At 69.4% G+C, this 21,212-nt stretch carries 22 protein-coding genes; 4 read left to right on the forward strand and 18 right to left on the reverse strand.

All coding sequences use genetic code 11. The features are described 5' to 3' along the window. Positions 1-10: 10 nt before the first annotated feature. Positions 11-1,078 (reverse strand): glycerophosphodiester phosphodiesterase family protein, encoded by a 1,068-nt coding sequence (locus AB7E03_RS08280; protein WP_489940925.1) that lies wholly within the window; start codon positions 1,076-1,078, stop codon positions 11-13. 63 nt (positions 1,079-1,141) lie between these two features. Between AB7E03_RS08280 and AB7E03_RS08285 the strand changes: the two genes are divergently transcribed. Next, entirely contained in the window at positions 1,142-1,699 is a 558-nt protein-coding gene (locus tag AB7E03_RS08285; RefSeq protein WP_489940927.1) for a hypothetical protein, read from the forward strand. A gap of 23 nt (positions 1,700-1,722) precedes the next feature. After that, positions 1,723-2,517 (forward strand): Bax inhibitor-1/YccA family protein, encoded by a 795-nt coding sequence (locus tag AB7E03_RS08290; protein ID WP_489940929.1) that lies wholly within the window; start codon positions 1,723-1,725, stop codon positions 2,515-2,517. Between the two features lie 68 nt (positions 2,518-2,585). Here AB7E03_RS08290 and guaA read toward each other — a convergent pair whose 3' ends face one another. The 7 genes from guaA to AB7E03_RS08325 all read right to left on the reverse strand — a co-directional run bounded on the left by guaA (position 2,586) and on the right by AB7E03_RS08325 (position 10,630). Continuing rightward, a complete protein-coding gene (guaA, locus tag AB7E03_RS08295) occupies positions 2,586-4,169 on the reverse strand; it encodes a glutamine-hydrolyzing GMP synthase (protein WP_489942887.1) in 1,584 nt (527 codons plus the stop codon). A 52-nt stretch (positions 4,170-4,221) separates the two neighbouring features. Continuing rightward, the gene (locus tag AB7E03_RS08300; RefSeq protein ID WP_441781385.1) at positions 4,222-4,671 is read right to left on the reverse strand and encodes a DUF3817 domain-containing protein; all 450 of its coding nucleotides are present in this window, start codon (positions 4,669-4,671) and stop codon (positions 4,222-4,224) included. 4 nt (positions 4,672-4,675) lie between these two features. Next, positions 4,676-5,476, reverse strand: coding sequence for an SURF1 family protein (locus AB7E03_RS08305; protein WP_489940931.1), 801 nt, complete (start codon positions 5,474-5,476; stop codon positions 4,676-4,678). A gap of 56 nt (positions 5,477-5,532) precedes the next feature. Beyond that, positions 5,533-6,903 carry a cation:proton antiporter gene (locus AB7E03_RS08310; RefSeq protein ID WP_489940933.1) on the reverse strand — a complete coding sequence of 457 codons (1,371 nt, stop codon included), beginning with the start codon at positions 6,901-6,903 and terminating at the stop codon, positions 5,533-5,535. Positions 6,904-6,909: 6 nt separating this feature from the next. Next, complete coding sequence (locus AB7E03_RS08315; RefSeq protein ID WP_489940935.1) at positions 6,910-7,440, reverse strand: cation:proton antiporter regulatory subunit; 531 nt, start codon at positions 7,438-7,440, stop codon at positions 6,910-6,912. Between the two features lie 130 nt (positions 7,441-7,570). Further along, positions 7,571-9,475: a glycerol-3-phosphate dehydrogenase/oxidase gene (locus tag AB7E03_RS08320; protein WP_489940937.1), complete on the reverse strand. Its 1,905-nt coding sequence runs from the start codon at positions 9,473-9,475 to the stop codon at positions 7,571-7,573. A gap of 36 nt (positions 9,476-9,511) precedes the next feature. Beyond that, the gene (locus AB7E03_RS08325) at positions 9,512-10,630 is read right to left on the reverse strand and encodes a GuaB3 family IMP dehydrogenase-related protein (RefSeq protein WP_489942888.1); all 1,119 of its coding nucleotides are present in this window, start codon (positions 10,628-10,630) and stop codon (positions 9,512-9,514) included. 68 nt (positions 10,631-10,698) lie between these two features. Here AB7E03_RS08325 and AB7E03_RS08330 point away from each other — a divergent pair, with 68 nt between their 5' ends. Continuing rightward, on the forward strand, positions 10,699-11,859 hold the full coding sequence (locus AB7E03_RS08330; protein WP_489942889.1) for a MalY/PatB family protein: 1,161 nt from the start codon (positions 10,699-10,701) through the stop codon (positions 11,857-11,859). 95 nt (positions 11,860-11,954) lie between these two features. On the opposite strand, the gene guaB is transcribed toward AB7E03_RS08330, so the two are convergent. From guaB to groES, 3 genes are all read right to left on the reverse strand, one after another. Next, a complete protein-coding gene (gene guaB / locus AB7E03_RS08335; protein WP_489940939.1) occupies positions 11,955-13,457 on the reverse strand; it encodes an IMP dehydrogenase in 1,503 nt (500 codons plus the stop codon). A gap of 80 nt (positions 13,458-13,537) precedes the next feature. Next, positions 13,538-14,479, reverse strand: a complete 942-nt coding sequence (rarD, locus tag AB7E03_RS08340; protein ID WP_489940941.1) for an EamA family transporter RarD — start codon at positions 14,477-14,479, stop codon at positions 13,538-13,540. Between the two features lie 95 nt (positions 14,480-14,574). Continuing rightward, positions 14,575-14,871, reverse strand: coding sequence for a co-chaperone GroES (gene groES, locus AB7E03_RS08345; RefSeq protein ID WP_055894868.1), 297 nt, complete (start codon positions 14,869-14,871; stop codon positions 14,575-14,577). A 133-nt stretch (positions 14,872-15,004) separates the two neighbouring features. On the opposite strand from groES, the gene AB7E03_RS08350 reads away from it, so the two are divergent. Then, complete coding sequence (locus tag AB7E03_RS08350; RefSeq protein ID WP_489940944.1) at positions 15,005-16,192, forward strand: THUMP-like domain-containing protein; 1,188 nt, start codon at positions 15,005-15,007, stop codon at positions 16,190-16,192. A 17-nt stretch (positions 16,193-16,209) separates the two neighbouring features. Here the strand turns inward: AB7E03_RS08350 and AB7E03_RS08355 are convergent, their stop codons facing one another. From AB7E03_RS08355 to AB7E03_RS08385, 7 genes are all read right to left on the reverse strand, one after another. Next, positions 16,210-16,797 carry a DUF4190 domain-containing protein gene (locus AB7E03_RS08355; protein WP_441781377.1) on the reverse strand — a complete coding sequence of 196 codons (588 nt, stop codon included), beginning with the start codon at positions 16,795-16,797 and terminating at the stop codon, positions 16,210-16,212. Between the two features lie 131 nt (positions 16,798-16,928). Beyond that, complete coding sequence (gene tsaD, locus AB7E03_RS08360; RefSeq protein WP_489940946.1) at positions 16,929-18,026, reverse strand: tRNA (adenosine(37)-N6)-threonylcarbamoyltransferase complex transferase subunit TsaD; 1,098 nt, start codon at positions 18,024-18,026, stop codon at positions 16,929-16,931. Beyond that, the gene (gene rimI, locus AB7E03_RS08365; protein WP_489942890.1) at positions 18,023-18,457 is read right to left on the reverse strand and encodes a ribosomal protein S18-alanine N-acetyltransferase; all 435 of its coding nucleotides are present in this window, start codon (positions 18,455-18,457) and stop codon (positions 18,023-18,025) included. The genes tsaD and rimI overlap by 4 nt, the downstream gene beginning before the upstream one ends. 80 nt (positions 18,458-18,537) lie before the next feature. Next, complete coding sequence (gene tsaB, locus AB7E03_RS08370; RefSeq protein WP_489940948.1) at positions 18,538-19,158, reverse strand: tRNA (adenosine(37)-N6)-threonylcarbamoyltransferase complex dimerization subunit type 1 TsaB; 621 nt, start codon at positions 19,156-19,158, stop codon at positions 18,538-18,540. 9 nt (positions 19,159-19,167) lie between these two features. After that, positions 19,168-19,737: a tRNA (adenosine(37)-N6)-threonylcarbamoyltransferase complex ATPase subunit type 1 TsaE gene (gene tsaE / locus AB7E03_RS08375; protein ID WP_489940950.1), complete on the reverse strand. Its 570-nt coding sequence runs from the start codon at positions 19,735-19,737 to the stop codon at positions 19,168-19,170. Continuing rightward, positions 19,734-20,864: an alanine racemase gene (gene alr / locus AB7E03_RS08380; RefSeq protein WP_489940952.1), complete on the reverse strand. Its 1,131-nt coding sequence runs from the start codon at positions 20,862-20,864 to the stop codon at positions 19,734-19,736. The genes tsaE and alr overlap by 4 nt, the downstream gene beginning before the upstream one ends. Next, entirely contained in the window at positions 20,852-21,208 is a 357-nt protein-coding gene (locus AB7E03_RS08385) for a holo-ACP synthase (protein ID WP_489940954.1), read from the reverse strand. Before AB7E03_RS08385 ends, alr begins: the two co-directional genes overlap by 13 nt. Between the last annotated feature and the right edge of the window lie 4 nt (positions 21,209-21,212).

Consider the following 21,212-nt stretch of genomic DNA (forward strand, 5'->3'; position numbering starts at 1 on the left):
GCGGAGAAGGTCAGTGGCCGTCCCGGACGGACACAGCCAGGTCCGGATGATCGGCGAAGACACCATCCACTCCGGAGTGCAGCAGGATCGAGAAGAACCGGCGCCAGTCGCCCCAGTCCGCGTCCGCCCCGGCGGTCCGGAAGTCGTCGGGGAGCATCCTGTTCTCCGGCCGCAGGGTCCAACAGAACACCGCAAGACCCGCCGAATGCGCCAGGTCGACCAGATCCGACGTCACGGCCCCGACGTCCGCGCCGTCGTCTTCGCCGAACAGCGCCATCGAGACGGAACCGGACGAGAGCACCTGCGAGGTCTCCACGCTGATGCCGTCGACGCGGTCGGCGGCGGAATGCGCGGCGGACCCGAGGGCGTACAGGCCGCGCAACGTGAGGTCGGTGTCGTAACCGGGCGCGGCAGCGCCCAGAGCGGCCACCCGATCGGCGGGCGCCCCGGTGTCCTCGAGCAGGTAGACGCGCCGACCGCGGAAGCCGCTCTCGTGGAGCTTCGCCAGCACGGTGCGTTCGAAACTCTCGACGACGACGCCCGCGCGGTCCGTCCATCCGGCCTCCGAGAACTCCGCCAGGAGCAATTCGTCGAGCGGAAGTCCCGCCGCCTCGAAGTACGTGGCGTGCTTGAGTTCAGCGACCAGCCCGGGCGCACGCCCCGGACCATCGGCGGCGCGGTCGAGCAGGTCCAGCAGGTCACGGAGGCGCAGCAACGGATAGTGGCCGTCGAACGTCGAACTCGCCTGCCGCAGCGCAGGGATGCGCTCCCGTGCCCGCAGAGTCGACAACTCCTCCCAGGTGAAGTCCTCAGTGAACCAGCCGGTCGCAGCGACGCCGTCGACCTCCTTGGTCGTGCGGCGGTCGGCGAACTCGGGATGGTCGGCCACGTCGGTCGTGCCGGAGATCTCGTTCTCGTGCCGCAACACCAGCACGCCGTCCTTCGTCGCGACGATGTCCGGCTCCAGAGCGTCGGCGCCGAGCTGCAGCGCGAGTTCGTAGGAACCGCGGGTGTGTTCCGGCCGGTAGCCCGGCGCGCCACGGTGTCCGATGATCATCGGGGCCGTCCGCGCTCGCATGGCCCGATCCTAGCTCCCGACCTGCGGCCGCCGGCGGAGGCGTCGAGGTGCCAGAATCGACGGGTGCCCGCCGACCCGAATCAGAGCTGGAGCGAGCCGGCGTCCCGGCTTCCGCTGCGATGGGGCGCCTATCGCCCTCGCCTCCTCACCGGTCTCGCGATGCTCGTCGTGGGTACCGCCTGCGTTCTCGGCACCACGACCTACAGCCTCCCGTTGCTGCTGATCGGCTCCTTGATGCAGCCCGCGGGCTGGGCCGTCCTGCCCTCCACGATCGGTCGGCGCGTCGCGGTGCCCCTGCCCGTCCTCGGCTTCACCTGGCTCATGCTCGGCGGTTCGGGCTTCGCCTGGTGCTACGCGATCATTCTCGCCGCGTGGCTGCTGGTGCGACTGCGGCCGCTCCCCTCCTTCGCTGTGCTGCTGCTCCCTATCGCGTGGAGCATCCTGCTGCCCCTGTTCGTCCACGACTACCAGGAGGGCTGGGTCACCATCCTGACCAGCACCCTGGTCATCATCGGGGCGGCGTGGCTGGCGAAGTGGATCGCTCTCCGATTCGATTCATGGCAATCTGTCAGAACTCTCAGGAAACAACACAATAGAGTTGATGGTGCGAGACCGTCTTAGGTCCCTGACGAACCGAGGAGCACATGGCTACGTCCAACCCGGCATTCTCCCAAAGCCCGGCCTTCCGTAACGGGACGACGGCGGCGCCGAGCGCCGAGCAGCTTCAGAACCTGTACGAGGCTCCGTCCGCGACGGCGGTCGACACCGACCGCATGACGGTCGAAGACACCATCCGCAAGACTGCCGTCAGCTTCGGGGTCCTCCTGGCAGGCGCAGTCGTCGGCTGGTGGGTGCCCGGCCTCTGGATCGTCGGCATGATCGCGGGGCTGGTCCTCGCATTCGTCAACATCTTCCGCAACCGCAAGAAACTCCCGTCGGCCGGACTGACGCTCGCCTACGCGGCAGCAGAGGGCGTCTTCATCGGTGGCATCTCGCGGTTCTACGAGGCGTTCGCCGGCGGGGTGGTCGTCCAGGCCGTCATCGGCACTATCGTCGTGGTCGGCGTCACCCTGGCCCTCTTCGCCTCGGGCAAGATCCGTGCGTCGGCACGAGCGACCAAGATCTTCCTGATCGCGATGATCGGCTACCTCGTATTCTCCGTGGTGAACATCCTGCTGGTCGTCACCGGCGCCGTCAGCGACCCGTGGGGTCTGCGCGGGTCCTTCCACATCTTCGGCATTCCGCTCGGTCTCGTCATCGGCGTCCTCGTCGTGATCATGTGCGCGTACTCGCTGGTGCTCGACTTCGACGCGATCCAGCAGGGCGTCAAGAACCGGGCTCCGCGCGCCTACGGCTGGGCCGGTGCATTCGGCGTGATGGTGACGGTCGTCTGGCTCTACCTCGAGTTGCTGCGCATCTTCGCTCTGTCGCGAAACTGACCGCTTACACCGAAAAGGCCCGGGATGCTCTCAGAGCGTCCCGGGCCTTCTTCGTCAGTGGAGCGGGATCACTCCCACTCGATGGTCCCCGGCGGCTTCGAGGTGACGTCGAGCACCACGCGGTTCACGCCGTCGACCTCGTTGGTGATCCGGTTCGAGATCTTCGCCAGCAGGTCGTACGGCAGGCGCGTCCAGTCCGCCGTCATGGCGTCTTCGCTCGAGACCGGACGCAGCACGATCGGGTGCCCGTAAGTGCGGCCGTCGCCCTGCACGCCGACCGAACGGACGTCCGCCAGCAGCACCACCGGGCACTGCCAGATCTCGGTGTCGAGCCCCGCGGCCGTGAGCTCGGCGCGCACGATCGCGTCCGCCTCCCGCAGCAGGTCCAGGCGCTCCTGCGTGACCTCTCCGACGATGCGGATTCCGAGGCCGGGACCGGGGAACGGCTGACGCCCCACGATCTCCTCCGGAAGCCCGAGTTCCCGGCCGATCGCTCGCACCTCGTCCTTGAACAGGGTCCGCAGCGGCTCGACGAGCTCGAACTGCAGGTCCTCCGGCAGGCCGCCGACGTTGTGGTGACTCTTGATGTTCGCGGTGCCCGAGCCTCCGCCGGACTCCACGACGTCCGGATACAGGGTGCCCTGGACGAGGAAGCGGATCGGGTCGCCCTCGTTCGCCGCCTCGGCGATCAGGTCGGCCTGCGCCTGCTCGAAGACGCGGATGAACTCGCGGCCGATGATCTTGCGCTTCGTCTCCGGGTCGCTCACCCCGGCGAGCGCGTTCAGGAATTGCTCCTGCGCGTTGACCGTGACGAGCCGCACGCCGGTGGAGGCGACATAGTCGACCTCGACCTGACGCGCCTCGTCCTTGCGGAGCAGGCCGTGGTCGACGAACACGCACACCAGCTGGTCGCCCACAGCCTCATGCACGAGCGCCGCGGCGACGGCGGAGTCGACGCCGCCGGAGAGACCGCAGATCACGCGACCCGAACCCACCTGAGCGCGGATGGCGGCGACCTGGTCGGCGATGACGTTGCCGCTGTTCCACTCGGCCGGGATGCCGGCGGCGCGGTGCAGGAAGTTCTCCAGAACGGCCTGGCCATACGCGGAGTGCTTGACCTCGGGATGCCACTGGACGCCGTAGAGCTTCCGCTCGTCGTTGGCGAAGGCTGCGACGGGCGTTCCATCAGTCGAGGCGAGTACCTCGAAGCCCTCCGGAGCCCGGGCGACCGAGTCGCCGTGGCTCATCCACGCGGTCTGCTCCGCCGGCTGGCCGTCGAGCAAGACCCCTGAGTCAGAGATGCGGACCGCAGTGGAGCCGTACTCGCGCTGGCCGGTCTTCGCGACCTCCCCGCCAAGGGCGGTCGCCATGACCTGGAAGCCGTAGCAGATGCCGAGCACGGGCACGCCGAGGTCGAAGATGGCCTCGTCGAGCTGCGGGGCGCCCTCCTCGTAGACCGAGGACGGACCACCTGACAGGATGATGCCGGACGGGCGCTTTGCGGCGATCTCCGAAGCCGTCACCGCGTGCGGCACGATCTCCGAGTAGACGTTGGCCTCGCGTACGCGGCGGGCGATCAGCTGCGCGTACTGCGCGCCGAAGTCCACCACGAGCACGGGGCCTGCGGGGTTGGCCGAGTCGGCTCCGCCCAGCAGGTCGGTGAACGCAGCGTCCGCGGTCAAGGGATCGGGGCTCAGGGAATCGCTAATTTGTCGCCTCCACAGGGATCACGGCCTCCGCCTCGCGGCCGGCCAGGTACGACTTCACCTGCTTGGTGATGCGGGCCTCCACGAAGAAGGAGAGGAACGGCACGACGCCACCGAGGGCGATCATGACGAACTTCGTGAACGGCCAGCGCATCAGGCTCCACAGGCGGAAGTCGGAGATGAGGTACACGACGTACAGCCAGCCGTGTGCGATGAGGATGCCCGTGCTCAGGTCGACGCCCGTCGGAGCCACCGCCGTCTGGACGGGGACGAACGTCAGGACGCCGTAGTTGCTGAACGCGAAGAGCTCGTAGCCGAGGCCGTACTTCACGATCATCTCGGCGCACAGGAGCAGCAGCATGATGCCCGTGACGTACGCGAACACCTGGTAGAACCGGAGCGCTCCGCGGATCTTCGGGAAGTCTTCGAGCTTGGGAGCGAGGGGCATGCGCCTATTCTAAAGGCTCGGCCTGCGGGTTCTTCCCGGCCGCAGCCTGCAGTTCTTCCGACTCTCGCAGCTCGTCCTCACGCTCTTTCGCGTCCTTCACCAGCCGGTACCAGAGGAAGACCGCGAACCCGGCGAAGATGATCCACTCAGCGGCGTAGAAGATGTTCAGCCAGTTGAGCTCGGTCTGCGCGATCGGCGGCGGGGAGTCGATCTGGACCAGACCGTCCGGAGCGCCGCGCTCGACGACGTACGCGGCGTACACGTCCATCCCGTCGACACCGGTCCACAGGTTGACGAGAGCCCCGACGCCGAGAGTGCGCATCGCGGTCGGGTCGTTCTTGTCCTGCGGGACCTCGGGTTGCTCGTCGGGCAGGATACGGCCGACGAGCCGCTGCGGCGTCTGCGGTTCCTCCGCGAGGCGGGCGACAGCGGCCTCGGCCGTGGCCTTGTCCGGTGCCCAGCCGCGAGCCACGGCGAGGGCCACGGTGCGTCCGTCGCGCTCGAGGTTCGCATGGCCGACGACCCACCATCCGCTCTTCCCGAAGTTGAGCCGCCCGTGCAGCAGCTGGTAGTCGCCCGGGACGAACGTGCCGGTGAACTCCACCAACTGCCCGACGGCGACGTCGCGCAGGGGCGAGGACGGACCGGCGACATCCGCGAGAGGCAGCACGGTCTCGCTGGGGGCTTCGACAGCCTTGCCGGACTCGACCGCGCGCTCCAGCTGCCACTGGCCGAGCCAGGCGAACCCGGCGGCGAGGAGCAGCGCGAAGATCAGCGCGCCGATCCAGCGCGGGCGCAGCATCATCCGGAAGAGGGTCGTCTCACCGGTCGCGGGCGAGGTCCCCGTGGTCGTTTCGATGGTCAGTCCCGTTCCCGTTCGCCGCTCGTGTCCCGCTGCTGCATGGCCTGCTCGACGATCCGCTCGACGGCCTGCTGCGTCTCGTCCGCGCCCGTGTTCCGGCGCTCTGCGGGAGCGTCGAGATCAGCGGTGGCCGCCTCGACGAGCGCGATCTCCTCTTCGAGCATCGGATCGCGCGCGGTCTTCTTCCGTTTGCGCTGGCGTTTGGGCCCGGACCGTAGGATCATCGCACCGATCTTCTCGGAGTTCGCTGCGAGGATCGGCCCGATCACGGCCATGATCAGCACGTAGAGACCGGCGAACGGCTGGATGCGCTCATCCAGCCCGGCCGCCAGCGACAGCGTCGCGAGGATGAGGGCGAACTCGCCGCGGTTCTGCAGGATCACGGTGGTGTTGATGCCTGCCTGCACACCGAGCCCGTTGATCCACGCCACGAACTGCCCGGCGCCGATGTTGAGCACGATGGTCATCACCACCGCGATCAGCACCGGCAGGAGCACCGAGGGGAACTTCGCCGGGTCGAGCGCCAGGCCGAAGTTGAGGAAGAAGAACGCGGCGAACACATCCCGCAGCGGGATGGCGATCTGCTCGATCTTCTTGCGGTACTTCGTGGCGCCGAGCACGAGCCCGATCAGGAAGGCGCCGATGGCGTCGGTCACGCCGAGGATCTCGCCGATGCCGGCGAAGAGCACCGCGAAGCCGAAGAACAGGATGGTGAAGAGCTCGTCGTCCTTCGTCCGGAACAGCCGCGAGACGAACCGGCCGCCCCAGCGGGCGATGGTGAACATCACGACGAGGAACGCGAACGCGACGGCGAGCTTCCCGACAACCGGCCAGAAGTCGGTCTCGCCGCTGAGCACGACGGAAACGATCGCCAGGTAGATGGCGATGAAGATGTCCTCGACCACCGTCACGCCGAGGATCATGGGCGTTTCGGTGTTGGGCAGCCGGCGCAGTTCGATGAGGAGCTTGGTGACGATCGCGGACGACGACGTCGCCGTCATCCCCGCGATGATCAGCGCCTCGCGGGTGCCCCAGCCGACCATGAAGCCGAAGATCAGCCCGACGCCCATGTTGATGACGATGTACGAGCCGCCGGAGACGATCAGCTTTCCGAAGTTGCCGAAGAACTCGTCCTGGTCGAACTCCAGGCCCAGATTGAACAGCAGCAGGATGAGCCCGAAGATCGCGATGAGCTCGATGTACTTGCTGTCGAAGTTGAGCGGGAACCAGCCGGTGTGCGGACTCGCCAGCAGGCCGACGATCATGTAGATGGGGATCGCGGGGAGACTCACCAACCTGCCGAGGCGACCGAGCACGTACGCGACGAGCAGGAGGATGCCGAGAACGATGAGGTCTTCGCCGAGATGCATCGTCGATCAGCCTCCGGGCGGCGCGTCGGCGGTCAGGCGGTGGGCGACTTCGCCCGTGCGGAAGAACGAGAACGCCTTGGCGACCTTCTCCGGCGTCCCCGCGACGACGAGCGTGTCGCCGGGGAAGACCTTGAAGTCGGGAGCGGGGGCCGGGTTCGCCGAGTCTCCGCGCACGACGGCGACGACCGTGAGGCCGACGAAGCCGCGGTCGCCGGGGGCGCCGAGCTGCTGGCCGGCGATGTAGTCCTCGTAGTCGACCGTGAACCAGTCGATGCTGAGGCCGGGGATCTGGTCGAGCGCCGTGAGCGCCTCGGTGATCTGCGTGCCGCCGAGGAGCTCGGCGAGCGTGTGCGCCTCGTCCTCGTTGAGTCGGAGGGACACCTTGGTGACGTCGGTGCCGTCCTCGTGGTCCGAGAAGGTGATCAGGTCGCTGTGGCCGGAACGGTGTGCGATGACGCCGACTTTGCCGCCATCGTCCGTCACGAAGGTGTGCAGCACCCCGACCCCGGGCAGTTTGACCCGTCGAACGTCTACCATCATCCGTCTCCATCCGCCGGGTTCGCCGGCATTGGGGGTGAGGTTCCAGCCTACCGGAGGCGCGCGAGGGCCCTCCCGGTGTTCGCTCTCCGGGAGGGCCCTCTGCGGTGCTTCTCAGCCTCTGCGGTGGTCAGCCGTCCGTCGCCGGCGCCTCCTCCGCCCCAGCGCCCTGGACGTGCTTGGGCGCCTGGTCGGCGCTCGTCGGTGTTCCGGCCGCAGCGCCCCCCGCAGGCTTCCCCGCCGCCGCCTTCGCCGCCTGGGCATCCGCCTCGACGATGTCCGGCGCCTCGAGCCGGATGCGGTCCGCCGACTCGTCGTCGGGCTGCAGCTGGCTCGACCGCTCGGCCTCGACGCGCCGCAGGTAGGTGCGCACCTCGCGCTTCTCGCGCTCCGGGTCCCACCCGAGCACCCCGGCCATGAGGGATGCGGCGACGGGCGCCGCGGAGACGCCGCGGTCCCACGCCTCGATGGAGATGCGGGTTCGCCGTGCGAGCACGTCCTCGAGATGCAGCGCGCCCTCGTGCGTGGCCGCGTAGACGACCTCGGCCCCGAGGTAATCATCCGCCCCGGGCAGCGGGTCGGCGAGCGACGGGTCCTCGCGGATGAGCGCCAGGATGTCTTCGGCGAACGTCCCGTAGCGGTTCAGCAGGTGCTCGACGCGGGCGACGTGCAGCCCGGACTCCTGGGCGATGCGGCTCCGGCGGTTCCAGGCCGCCTGGTACCCCTCCGCACCGACCAGCGCGATGTCCATCGTTGTCGATTTCGCGATCTTGCCGTCGAGGGCGCTGACGGCCGCATCCACGGCATCCTGCGCCATCACCCGGTACGTCGTCCACTTGCCGCCTGCGATCACGACCAAACCCGGGACGGAGTGGGCCACCAGGTGCTCGCGCGACAGCTTGGAAGTCTGGTCCGACTCGCCGGCGAGCAGCGGCCGGAGACCGGCGTACACGCCCTCGACGTCCTCACGCGTCAACGGCACATTGAGCACCTCGTTGACGTGCGCCAGCAGGTAGTCGATGTCGGCCGCGGTCGCCGCAGGGTGCGCCTTGTCGAGGTGCCAGTCGGTGTCCGTCGTGCCGATCAGCCAGTGCCGGCCCCACGGGATGACGAAGAGCACGCTCTTCTCGGTGCGCAGCAGCAGTCCCATCTTCGACTGGAACCGGTCCCGAGGGACGACCAGGTGGATGCCCTTGGACGCGCGCACCTTGAACTGGCCGCGCTCCCCCACCATCGACTGCGTGTCATCCGTCCAGACGCCGGTCGCGTTGACGACCTGCTTGGCGCGGATCTCAAACCGCTCATCGGTCTCCAGGTCGTGCGCACGCACGCCGACGACGCGCTCCCCGACCTTGACGAAGCCCTCCACACGGACACGCGAGGCGACCTGCGCGCCGTAGTGCGCGGCGGTGCGGACCAGATTGGCGACGTAGCGGGCATCATCCACCTGGGCGTCGTAGTACGTGATGCCGCCGACCAGGGCGTCCTTGTTCATCGACGGGATGGCGCTCAGGACCTGCCGCTTGCTGAGGTGACGGTGGTGCGGGACACCGGGAGGGCGGCCGCCCGAGTAGGAGAAGATGTCATACAGCAGCATCCCGGCGCCGATGTAGACCCGCTCAACGACCCGCTTGTGCAGCGGGTAGAGGAAGCGCACGGGCTTCACCAGGTGCGGCGCGATCCGCTGCAGCAGCAGCCCGCGCTCGATGAGCGCCTCGCGGACCAGCCGGAAGTCGAGCTGCTCGAGGTAGCGGATGCCGCCGTGGACGAGCTTCGACGAGCGGCTCGAGGTGCCGGAGGCGAAGTCGCGGGCCTCCACGAGCCCGACGCTGAGGCCGCGGGTCGCGGCGTCGACCGCGGATCCGGCCCCCACGATCCCGCCGCCGACGACCAGGATGTCGAGCTCGGTGTCCTTCAGCGCCGCGATCGCGGCTGCGCGTTCGGCCGGACCCAGACGAGACGGATACGTCACCGCCGGATTCGACGCCGGAGTGGCATGCCGGTCGCCGCCCGGGGCAGATTGGGACTTCACCATGGTTCTCTCCCTCCCCGGCCGCCTTCGGCCGGCGCTCTACTGCGTACGGTACGGCGCGACGACGACCTCGACGCGCTGGAACTCCTTCAAGTCCGAGTATCCCGTCGTGGCCATGCTGCGGCGCAAGGCTCCCACGAGATTCGCAGAGCCTTCGGCGACCGGGGCGGGCCCGTAAAGGATCTCTTCTAAGGGCGCCACCTGGCCCACCGCCACACGATTTCCGCGCGGAAGCTGCGAGTGGTGCGCCTCGGCACCCCAGTGCCAACCGCCGCCGGGCGCGTCCGTCGCACGGGCGAGCGTCGTCCCGAGCATGACGGCGTCGGCGCCGCAGGCGATCGCCTTGACGATGTCGCCAGAGCTGCCTAGTCCGCCGTCGGCGATGACGTGCACGTAACGTCCGCCCGACTCGTCCATGTAGTCGCGGCGTGCGCCGGCGACGTCAGCGACGGCGGTCGCCATGGGGGCGTGGATGCCGAGGGTCGAACGCGTCGTGGATGCGGCGCCTCCGCCGAAGCCGACCAGCACGCCGGCCGCTCCCGTGCGCATCAGGTGCAGGGCCGCCGTGTAGGTGGCGGCGCCGCCGACGATGACCGGCACATCCAGCTCATAGATGAACTTCTTGAGGTTCAGCGGCTCGACGTTCTTGGAGACGTGCTCGGCGGACACGGTGGTGCCGCGGATGACGAACAGGTCGACGCCCGCATCCACCACGGTCTCGTAGAGCTCCTGGGTGCGCTGCGGCGACAGGGCGCCTGCGACGGTGACGCCGCCCTCGCGGATCTCGGCGAGGCGCCGCGTGACGAGCTCCGGCTTGATCGGCTCGGAGTAGATCTCCTGCATCCGGCTCGTCGCCCGCTCGGCCGGCAGCTGGCGGATCTCGGCCAGCAGGGGCTCCGGGTCCTCGTACCGGGTCCAAAGACCCTCGAGGTCGAGCACGCCCAGGCCGCCCAGCTGGCCCATCATGATGGCGGTCGACGGCGAGACGACCGAATCCATCGGCGCCGCGAGGAACGGGATGTCGAACTGGTACGCGTCGATGGTCCACGAGACCGAGACGTCCTCCGGGTCGCGGGTTCGCCGGCTGGGAACCACGGCGACGTCGTCGAAGGCGTACACACGGCGGGCGCGCTTGGCGCGGCCGATCTCGATCTCCATACTCACGCGCTTCAGTCTAGGCCGCAGGGGCGCTGGGCCGAGTCGGAGGTGCGTGGGAGGGTGGTGTGGTGATCGTCGAAGCCGAACCTCTCAGCCGCCTCCGCCAGCGCACGAGCGAGAAATGGCGCGCCTATCCCGACGACGTGCTGCCCCTGTTCGTCGCCGAGATGGACTATCCGCTCGCGCCTCCCATCGCCGCGGCGCTGCACGCTGCCGTCGACCGCAGCGACACCGGCTACATCGGTCCCGACGACCGCACGCAGCGGGCGTTCGCCGATTTCGCGCGCGACCGCTGGGGCTGGTCCGTCGACCCGGCGCAGACCCGCACGACCGCCGACGTGGGCGTGGTGATCGTGGAGGCGTTGCGGATGCTGATCGAGCCGCGCGACCGCGTGGTCATCACCCCGCCGGTCTATCCGCCGTTCTTCGATTTCATCCCGGAGGCCGGCGGCGTCGTCGAAGAGGTGCCGCTGCTCGATGGCGGCACGGACGGCCGGGGCTGGGCTCTCGACCTCGCCGGGCTGGAGCGGGCATTCGCGGGCGGTGCGAAGGCGTTCCTGCTGTGCAACCCGCACAACCCGCTCGGGGTGGTGCACCCGCGCGAGGAGCTGGAGGCGGTCGCGGCACTGGCGGCGCATCACGGAGTGTCCGTCGTCAGCGACGAGGTGCATGCACCGCTGACGCACTCCGATGCGACCTTCACACCGTTCCTGACGGTGTCGGACGAGGCGCGGCGCGTCGGTGTCGCGGCGCACGCGGCCAGCAAGGCGTGGAATCTCGCCGGGCTCAAGTGCGCGCTGTTCGTGACGGGCTCGGCCGAGCAGGCGGAGCGCATCCACGCGTTGCCGATCGAAGTGGAGGTGCGCACCAGTCAGTTCGGGCGGATCGCCACCGAGGCCGCGTACCGCGACAGCCGGGAGTGGCTGGATGGCGCCCTCACGGCGATCGAGACGAACCGCGCGCTGCTCTCCGTGCTGCTCACCGATCGGCTCCCGCGCGCCCGCTACCGCGAGCCTCTTGCCAGCTATCTCGCCTGGATCGACCTGCGAGAGTTGGGCTGGGGCGACGACCCGGCCACGCGCATCCTCGAGGAGGCCCGCGTGGCGGTCAACCCCGGGACGGACTTCGGCGCACAGGGCGCCGGTTTCGTGCGGCTCAACCTCGCGTGCTCACCCGAAGTGCTGACGGAAGCCGTCGACCGCATCGCCGAGCTGGCGCGCCGCCGCTGAGGCTCCCCGCAAACGCGAACGCCGCCGTTTGTCACATCCGCGGCTGTTCGAACAGCGGCGGATGCGACAACCGGCGGCGTTGATGCGCGACCGGATCAGCGCCGGTAGTTGGGCGCCTCGACGACCATCTGCACGTCGTGCGGGTGCGACTCCTTGAGCCCGGCCGCGGTGATGCGGACGAACTTCCCGTTCGACTTGAGCTCCGGGATGGTGCGCGCGCCGACGTAGAACATCGACTGCCGCAGGCCCCCGACCAGCTGGTACGCCACGGCGGAGAGCGGGCCGCGGAACGGCACCTGCCCCTCGATGCCCTCGGCGATGAGCTGCTCGTCGCTCGGCACATCCGCCTGGAAGTAGCGGTCGCGCGAGTACGAGGTCTTCTTGCCACGGGTCTGCAGGGCGCCGAGCGACCCCATCCCGCGGTAGTTCTTGAACTGCTTGCCGTTGACGAACACGAGCTCGCCCGGGGACTCGCTGGTTCCGGCGAGCAGCGAGCCCAGCATCACGCTGTCCGCGCCGGCGACGAGCGCCTTCGCGATGTCGCCCGAATACTGCAGGCCACCGTCGGCGATGAGCGGGACGTTCGCCTCGCGCGCCGCGAGCGACGCCTCGTAGACCGCCGTCACCTGGGGCACGCCGACTCCGGCGACCACTCGCGTGGTGCAGATCGAGCCAGGGCCGACTCCGACCTTGATCGCGTCCGCGCCCGCGTCGATGAGCGCCTGGGCGCCCGAGCGGGTCGCGACGTTGCCGCCGATGACATCCACGTGGGATGCGCGCGGCTCGGCCTTCAGCCGGCGGATGATGTCGAGCACGCCGGCGCTGTCGCCGTTGGCGGTGTCGACGACGATGACGTCGACGCCCGCGTCGACGAGGGTCATCGCGCGCTCCCAGGCGTCGCCGAAGAAGCCGATGGCGGCGCCGACACGGAGGCGGCCCTCGTCGTCCTTCGTGGCGTCCGGGTACTTCTCGCTCTTGTCGAAGTCCTTGACGGTGATGAGGCCGCGCAGCTTGCCGTCCGCATCCACCAGCGGCAGCTTCTCGATCTTGTGCTCGGCGAAGATGGCGACCGCCGAGTCCGGGTCGATGCCGACCGGGGCCGTGATGAGCGGCTGCCGCGTCATGACGTCGCGGACCTTCGTGCTCGATCGCTCGAACGGCGACACGAACCGCATGTCGCGGTTGGTGATGATGCCGACGAGGGTGCCGTCGGGCTCGATGACCGGCAGGCCGCTGACGCGGAACTGCCCGCACAGAGCGTCGACCTCTTCGACCGACGCGTCGGGCGTCGTCGTCACGGGATTCGTGATCATCCCGGACTCGGACCGCTTCACCTTGTCGACGTGCGACGCCTGGTCCTCGATGGAGAGGTTGCGGTGGATGATGCCGATGCCGCCCTGGCGCGCCATGGCGACAGCCATGCGTGACTCGGTGACGGTGTCCATCGCGCTCGACAGCAACGGCGTCGCCATCGAGATGCGCTTGGTCAGGCGAGTGGAAGTATCAGCTTCACTCGGGATGACGTCGGTATGCCCCGGGAGCAGCATGACGTCGTCGTAGGTCAAACCGATGAATCCGAACGGATCCGCCTGGTCCATTTCACCCCTATCAAGGTTGCGCGACTGTGGATGCTTAATGGTAACGGCAGAACCTGGCCGGGTATTCCGTGAGGTGAGGCCTAGTCGACCGGCGCCAGATCGAGTTCGGCGGCGCGCTTGCCCTGCCGCGCGGCGACGATCATGTCGACGCTCAGGATGAGCAGCGCCAGCCACACGATCGCAAAGCCCAGCCAGCGCTCCGGCGGCATGGCCTCGTGCAGGATGGCGACGCCGACGACGAACTGGATGAACGGTGCGAAGTACTGGATGAAGCCCATGTACACCAGCGGAAGGCGGCGCGAGGCGGCGGCGAAGAACAGCAGCGGCACCGCGGTGATGACGCCGGCTCCGACCAGCAGCACGGCGTGCCACGGACCGTCCGACCCGAGGGTGAGGCCGGTCGTCACGCCGACGACGATGAGCTGGATGACGGCCACCGGTGTCAGCCACATCGTCTCGAGGGTGAGGCCCGAGAGCGCATCCACCCGGTTGCCGACCCGCTTCTTGATGAGGCCGTACAGCCCGAAGGAGAACGCGAGGATCAGAGCGATCCACGGCACGGATCCGTACCCGACGGCGAGGACGATGACGGCGACGATGCTGACGCCGACCGCGACCCACTGCGCGATGCGGAGGCGCTCGCGCTGCACGACGACGCCGAGGAACACGGTGACGATGGGATTGATGAAGTAACCGAGCGCAGCCTCGACCACATGCCCGCTGACCGTGGCGAGCACGTACGTCTGCCAGTTGACGTAGATGAGTGCGCCGGCGAGGCCCATGGTGAAGAGCACGCGCTTGTCGCGCAGGAGGGAGGCGAACGTGCCCCAGCTGCGCGTCACACTGAGGGCGATGGCGCAGAACCCCAGCGAGAAGACCACACGCCAGCCGACGATCTCCCACGCTCCGGCGGGTGCGAGCGCCAGGAAGTAGATCGGGAGGATGCCCCAGAGGACGTACGCGCTGATCGCGTAGACCAGCCCCGAGGTGCGGTGGGAGGAGAGGTCGTCAGGCTGTGCCACTCGTCCGACTCTACCGTCGCCTTCCGACATCGCTGCCGAAAACGACGACGGCCCGGATGCTCAGAGCATCCGGGCCGTCGGAGGAAGTGTCTGCGTCAGCGGACGACGACCGCCAGCACGTCGCGGGCCGACAGGACGAGGTAGTCCTCGCCGCCGAACTTGACCTCGGTGCCGCCGTACTTGGAGTAGATGACCTTGTCACCCACGGCGACGTCGAGGGGGACGCGGTTGCCGTTGTCGTCGATGCGGCCCGGGCCCACGGCGACGACCTCGCCCTCCTGCGGCTTCTCCTTGGCGGTGTCGGGGATGACCAGACCAGAAGCAGTGGTCTGCTCAGCCTCGACCTGCTTGATGACGATGCGATCCTCGAGCGGCTTGATGGAGACCGACACGTTGACCCCTTTCCTATGAAGAACAGTGTCTCGACTAAGACTGAATTAGCAACCTCGCACTGAGAGTGCTAACCCGAGTCTAGGGGGTGCGTTAGCAGTCACGCAACGTGAGTGCCAGGGTAGCGTTGAGGCCATGGAACGCTCCGAGCTGGTGGCCCTGCTGAGTCCGGAAGGGCTGCGTCTGCTCGACTCACTGCCCCCGTATCGGAGCGAACAGGATGTGCTGCGGATCGTCAGCGACCTTCGCAAGCAGGGCCACTCCCCCGCGCTTGTGGCGGCCGTGCTCACGCAGTCGAAGCTCCGGCGCAAGGCGGAGGCCAAGTTCGGCGACTTCGCCTCGCAGATGCTCTTCACGGAGGCAGGGCTGGAGCAGGCGACGCGGCTGCCGGTGGCCGCGCGCCACGCGGGCCGCTTCCGTGCGGCCGGCATCAATCGCGTGGCGGACCTCGGCTGCGGCATCGGCGGTGACGCGCTCGCCCTCGCCGCGCTCGAGCTGGAGGTCACGGCCGTCGAAGCCGACGAGGTGACCGCGGCGATCGCGTCGTTCAATCTCGCGCCCTTCCCCTCCGCCGTCGTGGAGCACGGCCGCGCCGAGGAGGTGGACCTCCGCGAGATCGACGGCGTCTTCCTCGACCCCGCCCGGCGCACCACCGGCCACACGCAGACCGAGCGCCTCACCGACCCGGACGACTACACCCCGTCCCTCGGATTCGCGTACGAGCTGGCGACGGGCCGCTCGGTCGGACTGAAGCTCGGGCCGGGCTTCGACCGCGACCTGATCCCGTCGACCGCCGAGGCGCAGTGGATCTCGGCCGACGGCCAGGTGGTGGAGCTCGGCCTCTGGTTCGGCGCGCTCGCCCGCCCGGGCATCCGCCGTGCCGCACTCGTGTTGCGCGGCGACCAGGCCGACGAGCTGACAGCCGACGCGGACAGCCCCGACGAGGAGACGGGGCCGCTGGGCGAGTACCTGTACGAGCCGGATGGTGCGCTCATCCGCGCCCGCCTGATCGGCGACCTGACGCGAAGGATCGGCGGCAGGATGCTGTCCGACCAGATCGCCTACATCACCGCGGACGCGGCGGCCGATACCCCGTTCGCAGCGGGATTCCGCATCCTCGAGACACTGCCGTACGCCGAGAAGGACCTCAAGCGTGCCCTGCGCCAGCGCGGGATCGGGACACTGGAGATCAAGAAGCGCGGAGTGGATGTGGACCCGGCGGCCCTGCGGCGGCGGCTTGCGCTCAACGGCGACCGCCCGGCGACCCTGATTCTCACCAGGGTGGCCGGGCGGCACACCGCGCTGCTCGCCGAGCGGCTCTGAGGCCGCGGGCGGAACGCTCAGTACGTGTTCGAGTAGTTCGCGAGGCTGGCGAAGATCACCGCGAGGATGATCCAGTAGATGATCGCGATGGCGATGCTCACGAAGCCCAGGATGATGCCCGTCAGCCAGAAGCCACGCGCCTGCGGCTCCTTGTTGCGGCCGATGAAGCCGAGGACGATCGCGGCGATGCCGAACAGGAAGCCGATGCCCCACGCCAGGTTGAGCACGATGCCGACGATGCCGCCGACGAGCGACAGGATGCTGAGGATCGGCGACTTGGCGGCCGGCTGACCGTAGGGCTGCGCGTACCCGGGGGCGGGCTGCCCATAGGCCGGCTGCCCGTACGGCTGCTGCCCCGGCTGCTGACCGTACGGCTGCTGGTACCCCGGCGCGGGCGGCTGCTGACCATAGGGCTGCTGGTATCCGGGCGCGGGCGGCTGCTGACCGTATCCGGGCGCCGGCGGCTGCTGACCGTATCCCGGCGCAGGTGGCGGCACGGCTCCCGTGTCACCCGCAGGCGCAGCGGCGGGAGGAGGCGGGGGCGGAACCGAGCCGTTCTGGGTGTTGGGGTCCACCGGGTCGGTGGGGGCGTTCGGATCGGTCATGAGACCCATCTCCTTCAGTGAGGCAAGCTGGTGATCAGCGTTTCTCCCGGAATCCCTCGGTCGGAGGAATCCTGAGAGAACGCTGTATCCCCATGGTGACAGGGCAGGCGCGAGGGTGTCAACGCACCGTGTCAGGCGGTGACCTGAATGTCGGTGACGGGGAGCGTGGAGTCGGCCGAGAAGGTCAGCTCGCTGGGTGCGTGACCCGCCATGATCAGCTGCGCACCGAGCGCCGCGATCATCGCCCCGTTGTCTGTGCAGAGCGACAGGGCCGGGATGCGCAGGGCGACTCCCGCCTCGGCCGCACGCGCAACCGCCAGCTGCCGCACCCGGGCGTTGGCCACGACGCCTCCGCCGAGAAGCAGCCTGGGCACACCGTGGTCGCGGCACGCCGCGAGGGCCTTTGTGAGCAGCACGTCAGCGACCGCTTCGCGGAACGATGCGGCGACATCCGCCACCGGCACCTCCTCGCCGGCGTCCTGACGCTGTTCGACCCAGCGGGCGACCGCTGTCTTCAGCCCGGAGAACGAGAAGTCGTAGCGGTGCTGTTCGAGGTCCTTCGGCCGGGTCAGGCCGCGAGGGAACCGGATGGCCTTGGGATCGCCGTCCGCCGCGACCCGGTCGATCTGCGGGCCGCCTGGATACGGGAGTCCCAGCACCCTCGCCACCTTGTCGAACGCCTCCCCCGCCGCGTCGTCGATCGTCTCGCCGAGGAGTTGCACATCCGACACGAGGTCGCGGACGAGAAGGAGGGAGGTGTGGCCTCCGGAGACCAGCAGAGCGACGGTGGGCAGCTCGACCGGATGCCCCGGGCCGCCCTGGGCGTCGAGGAGGTCGGCGCCGACATGGCCGACCAGGTGGTTGACCGCGTAGAGCGGCTTGCCGAGGGACACGGCGAGCGCCTTCGCCGCGCCGACGCCGACCATGAGTGCGCCGGACAGCCCCGGACCACTGGTCACGGCGATGGCATCGACGTCGGCCAGGTCGATGCCCGCATCGGCCACGGCCGTCCGCAGCGTCGGCTCAAGCGCTTCGAGATGCGCACGTGCCGCCACCTCCGGCACCACGCCGCCGTACCGGGCGTGCTCCTCCATCGACGACGCGATCGTGTTGGCGACCAGCGTCGTGCCGCGCACGATTCCGATGCCGGTCTCGTCGCAGGAGGTCTCGATCCCGAGCACGAGAGGTCCGCTGGAGAAGTCGGATGGGGTCGGATCGAGGCGGGTCATGCGATGGTGGTCTCCGGTGCAGGGACGGCGAGACGCATGACGACCGCATCCACGCCATCCGGCTGGTAGTACTGGGGGCGAACGCCGATCTCCTCGAAGCCGAGCTCGCGGTAGAGCGTCTGCGCGCCCGGGTTGTCGGCGCGGACCTCGAGGAAGACCTCGCGCGCTCCCCGCTTCCTCGCCTCGCCGATCAAGGCGAGCATGAGGATGCGGCCGAGTCCGCGACGCCGGGCGTGCGGCGCGACGGCGATGGTCTGGATGTCGCCCTCGACCCCTCCGCGCGGTGCGAGGAGTCCGGCGTACGCGTCGATGCGGTCCGGCGTCTCGGGGTCGAAGGCCACGAGGTAGTAACCGTGCTCGCCGGTGACCTCGGAGAGCATGGACCGCTCGGACCACGCGTCGTTCACGAAGATCGAGTGCTCGAGTTCCATGATGGCGGGGACATCGCCCGCCTGTGCGCGACGCAGCTCGTAGGCGGTGCGCCCGGTGGGCTCGCCCAGCGCATCCCCGGTCACGCGGTCACCCGCTTCGGCCCGGTGGAGAGGGTCACATCCGGCGAACGCAGGTAGAGGGCGTCGTCGGGGTCCATGGGGAGGCCGTGGGCGTACCGCAGTTCGGCGATCATCCCGAGGCGTCCGCCCGGCACGACCTCGGCCTCGAAGCGGGGGGTCTCGGGATGCGGCAGCTCGTCGGGCTTCGCTAGTCCTGGTCCGTCGAGGCGCACGGGAAGTCCGATGTCGTCGACGCCGGAGTAGGCGGTCCAGTAGCGCTCGCGCCGGCGCGCGTCCGTGACGACGAGCAGGGGTCCGTCGTGGCCCGAGGCGTAGCGCTCGTAGGCGACGGCGTCGTGACTGACGACTGGGACGAGCGGCCTGCCCGCACCGATCGCGAACGCCTTCGCCGCGGCAATGCCGACGCGCAGCCCGGTGAACGGCCCCGGCCCCATCCCCGCGACGACGCCCGACAGCTCACGAACCGCGATGCCGGCGACCGTCAGTGCCTCGTCGATGAGGGTGCCGATGACTTCGGCGTGCCGCATGGTGTCGGTCTCGATCACTTCCGAGAGGACACCGCGGTCGCGATCCACGACGGCCACGCTGGTGCCCGCGGACGTGTCGATGGCGAGAAGCATGCGTCCAGCCTAAGCGGGATCGCCGGTCTGCGAGCCCGCCGCTGCGGCCCAGCGGGGTCCGAAACCGGTGAGGGTGACCGTGCGCGGCTCGTCGGTCTCGTCGACGTCGGTCTCGGCCCCGGTCTCCTCGAGATCGCCCGCGACCTCCTCGCCGCCGACCACGCGCTCGTCCGCCCCGGTCGGCCGTTCGATCGCGACCTCGAGCCAAGACTCCGCGACGCCGTCCAGCATCCCGCTGCCCCACTCCACCACGACGACCGAGCGGGCGAAGTCGATGTCCAGGTCGTCGAGCTCCAGAGCACTCGACAGCCGGTAGGCGTCGACGTGGACGAGCGGCGCGCCGCCGGAGAGGCTGGGATGCGTTCGGGCAAGCACGAAGGTGGGGCTCGTCACCGGCCCGCGCACGTCTAGGCCCTCGCCGATGCCCCGGGTGAGGGTCGTCTTCCCGGCGCCCAGCGGCCCGGACAGGACCACCAGGTCGCCCGCCCGCAGCACAGATGCGAGTTCCCGGCCGAGCGCGTGCATGTCCGCAGGCGACGCGACGCGGCGCGTTGCGGGGAGCAACAGCGCCTCGGTCATCGACCGCCTCCGGTGAAACTGCGCTTCAGGCGACCGCCGAGGCGCGTCACGATCTCGTAGTTGATCGTATCCGCCGCCTCCGCCCAGTCGTCGGCGCCCGGCACACCGCTCGCCGGGTCCCCGAACAGCACCACCTCGTCGCCGACCTGCACGTCGAGGTCGCCCACGTCGACCACGAACTGGTCCATCGCGACCCGGCCACTGATCCGGAAGGTGCGCCCGCCGATCGAGACCGGCCCGCGATTGGACGCGTGTCGCGGGATGCCTTCCGCATAGCCGAGCGGCACGAGCACGAGCGTCGACTCCGTCTCGGTGCGGTACGTGTAGTCGTACGAGACGCCCTTGCCGGCGGGCACCCGCCGAACGGCTGCCACCCGTCCGCGCAGCGTCATCGCCGGACGCAGGCCGAGTTCGACCGCCGAGTCCCGACCGAACGGGGACAGCCCGTAGACCGCGATGCCCAGGCGCACCAGGTCGAACCGCGCCTCCGGCAGCGAGAGGGCCGCCGCGCTCGCGGCGATGTGCCGGAGCTCGGGCCGCAGCCCGGCGGTAGCCGCCCGCTTCAATGCCCCCTCGAACACCGCGACCGCGGCACGATCATCGTCAGCAGACGCATTCGACAGATGCGAGAAGATGCCGCGCACGACGATGTCGCCGCCGGCCTCCAGTTCACGGGCACGGGCGAAGACAGCATCCCAGTCGGAGTCGGGGATGCCGTTGCGGCTGAGCCCGGTCTCGACCTTCAACTGCACGAACACCGGCCGCTTGCCGCTGCGCGCGGCCGCGGCCGCCTCCAGTTGGGCGAGCGACGACAGCCCGAGGTCGAGGTCCGCGCGCACCGCCTCCGCGAAGTCCTCGTCGGGGTCGTGCAGCCACGCCAGCACGGGCGCCGTGATGCCCGCCTCCCGCAGGGCCAGGCCTTCGGCGATCTCCGCGACGCCCAGCCAGTCGGCGCCACCGGCGAGCGCGGCGCGCGCGCTCTCGACCGCGCCGTGGCCGTACGCGTCTGCCTTGACGACCGCCATGGCGTGCCTCGTACCGACCAGCTCACGCAGGCGTGCGACATTCGCGCTCACCGCATCCAGGTCGACGACCCGCTCGCGGAACGCCGCAGTCACGGCGCGCACTCCGTCACCACGAAGGCAGTCGCCACCCCCGCGTCGTGCGTCATCGACACGTGGATGCGGTCGATCCCGCGCTCGCGCGCCTGCGCCTCGACCACGTTGTGCAGCACGAAACCGGGGTTCCTCTCCTCGTCGGGAACGATCTCCATGTCGTGCCAGCGCACGCCCTCGGATCCGCCCAGCGCCTTGATCAGCGCCTCCTTCGCGGCGAACCGCGCCGCGAGCGAGTGCACCGGCAGCGCGCGCTCCGCCTCCGTGAACAGCCGCTCGCGGAGCTTCGGGGTTCGTGCGATCGAGCGCTCGAAGCGCGCCAGATCGACCACGTCGACCCCGATGCCGGCGATCACGGCG

The sequence above is a fragment of the Leifsonia sp. RCC_180 genome (assembly GCF_058138205.1).

What these genes read in the sequence shown, in the direction of transcription:
- AB7E03_RS08325 (WP_489942888.1), bottom strand. Translation starts at nt 10,630, where the DNA reads ATGGAGATCGAGATCGGCCGCGCCAAGCGCGCCCGCCGTGTGTACGCC.
- AB7E03_RS08315 (WP_489940935.1), bottom strand. Translation starts at nt 7,440, where the DNA reads ATGGTAGACGTTCGACGGGTCAAACTGCCCGGGGTCGGGGTGCTGCAC.
- tsaB (WP_489940948.1), bottom strand. Translation starts at nt 19,158, where the DNA reads ATGCTTCTCGCCATCGACACGTCCGCGGGCACCAGCGTGGCCGTCGTG.
- AB7E03_RS08290 (WP_489940929.1), top strand. Translation starts at nt 1,723, where the DNA reads ATGGCTACGTCCAACCCGGCATTCTCCCAAAGCCCGGCCTTCCGTAAC.
- AB7E03_RS08350 (WP_489940944.1), top strand. Translation starts at nt 15,005, where the DNA reads ATGGAACGCTCCGAGCTGGTGGCCCTGCTGAGTCCGGAAGGGCTGCGT.
- guaB (WP_489940939.1), bottom strand. Translation starts at nt 13,457, where the DNA reads ATGGACCAGGCGGATCCGTTCGGATTCATCGGTTTGACCTACGACGAC.
- tsaD (WP_489940946.1), bottom strand. Translation starts at nt 18,026, where the DNA reads ATGACCCGCCTCGATCCGACCCCATCCGACTTCTCCAGCGGACCTCTC.
- tsaE (WP_489940950.1), bottom strand. Translation starts at nt 19,737, where the DNA reads ATGACCGAGGCGCTGTTGCTCCCCGCAACGCGCCGCGTCGCGTCGCCT.
- AB7E03_RS08310 (WP_489940933.1), bottom strand. Translation starts at nt 6,903, where the DNA reads ATGCATCTCGGCGAAGACCTCATCGTTCTCGGCATCCTCCTGCTCGTC.
- rimI (WP_489942890.1), bottom strand. Translation starts at nt 18,457, where the DNA reads ATGGAACTCGAGCACTCGATCTTCGTGAACGACGCGTGGTCCGAGCGG.
- AB7E03_RS08305 (WP_489940931.1), bottom strand. Translation starts at nt 5,476, where the DNA reads ATGATGCTGCGCCCGCGCTGGATCGGCGCGCTGATCTTCGCGCTGCTC.
- AB7E03_RS08280 (WP_489940925.1), bottom strand. Translation starts at nt 1,078, where the DNA reads ATGCGAGCGCGGACGGCCCCGATGATCATCGGACACCGTGGCGCGCCG.
- AB7E03_RS08355 (WP_441781377.1), bottom strand. Translation starts at nt 16,797, where the DNA reads ATGACCGATCCGAACGCCCCCACCGACCCGGTGGACCCCAACACCCAG.
- AB7E03_RS08300 (WP_441781385.1), bottom strand. Translation starts at nt 4,671, where the DNA reads ATGCCCCTCGCTCCCAAGCTCGAAGACTTCCCGAAGATCCGCGGAGCG.
- AB7E03_RS08320 (WP_489940937.1), bottom strand. Translation starts at nt 9,475, where the DNA reads ATGGTGAAGTCCCAATCTGCCCCGGGCGGCGACCGGCATGCCACTCCG.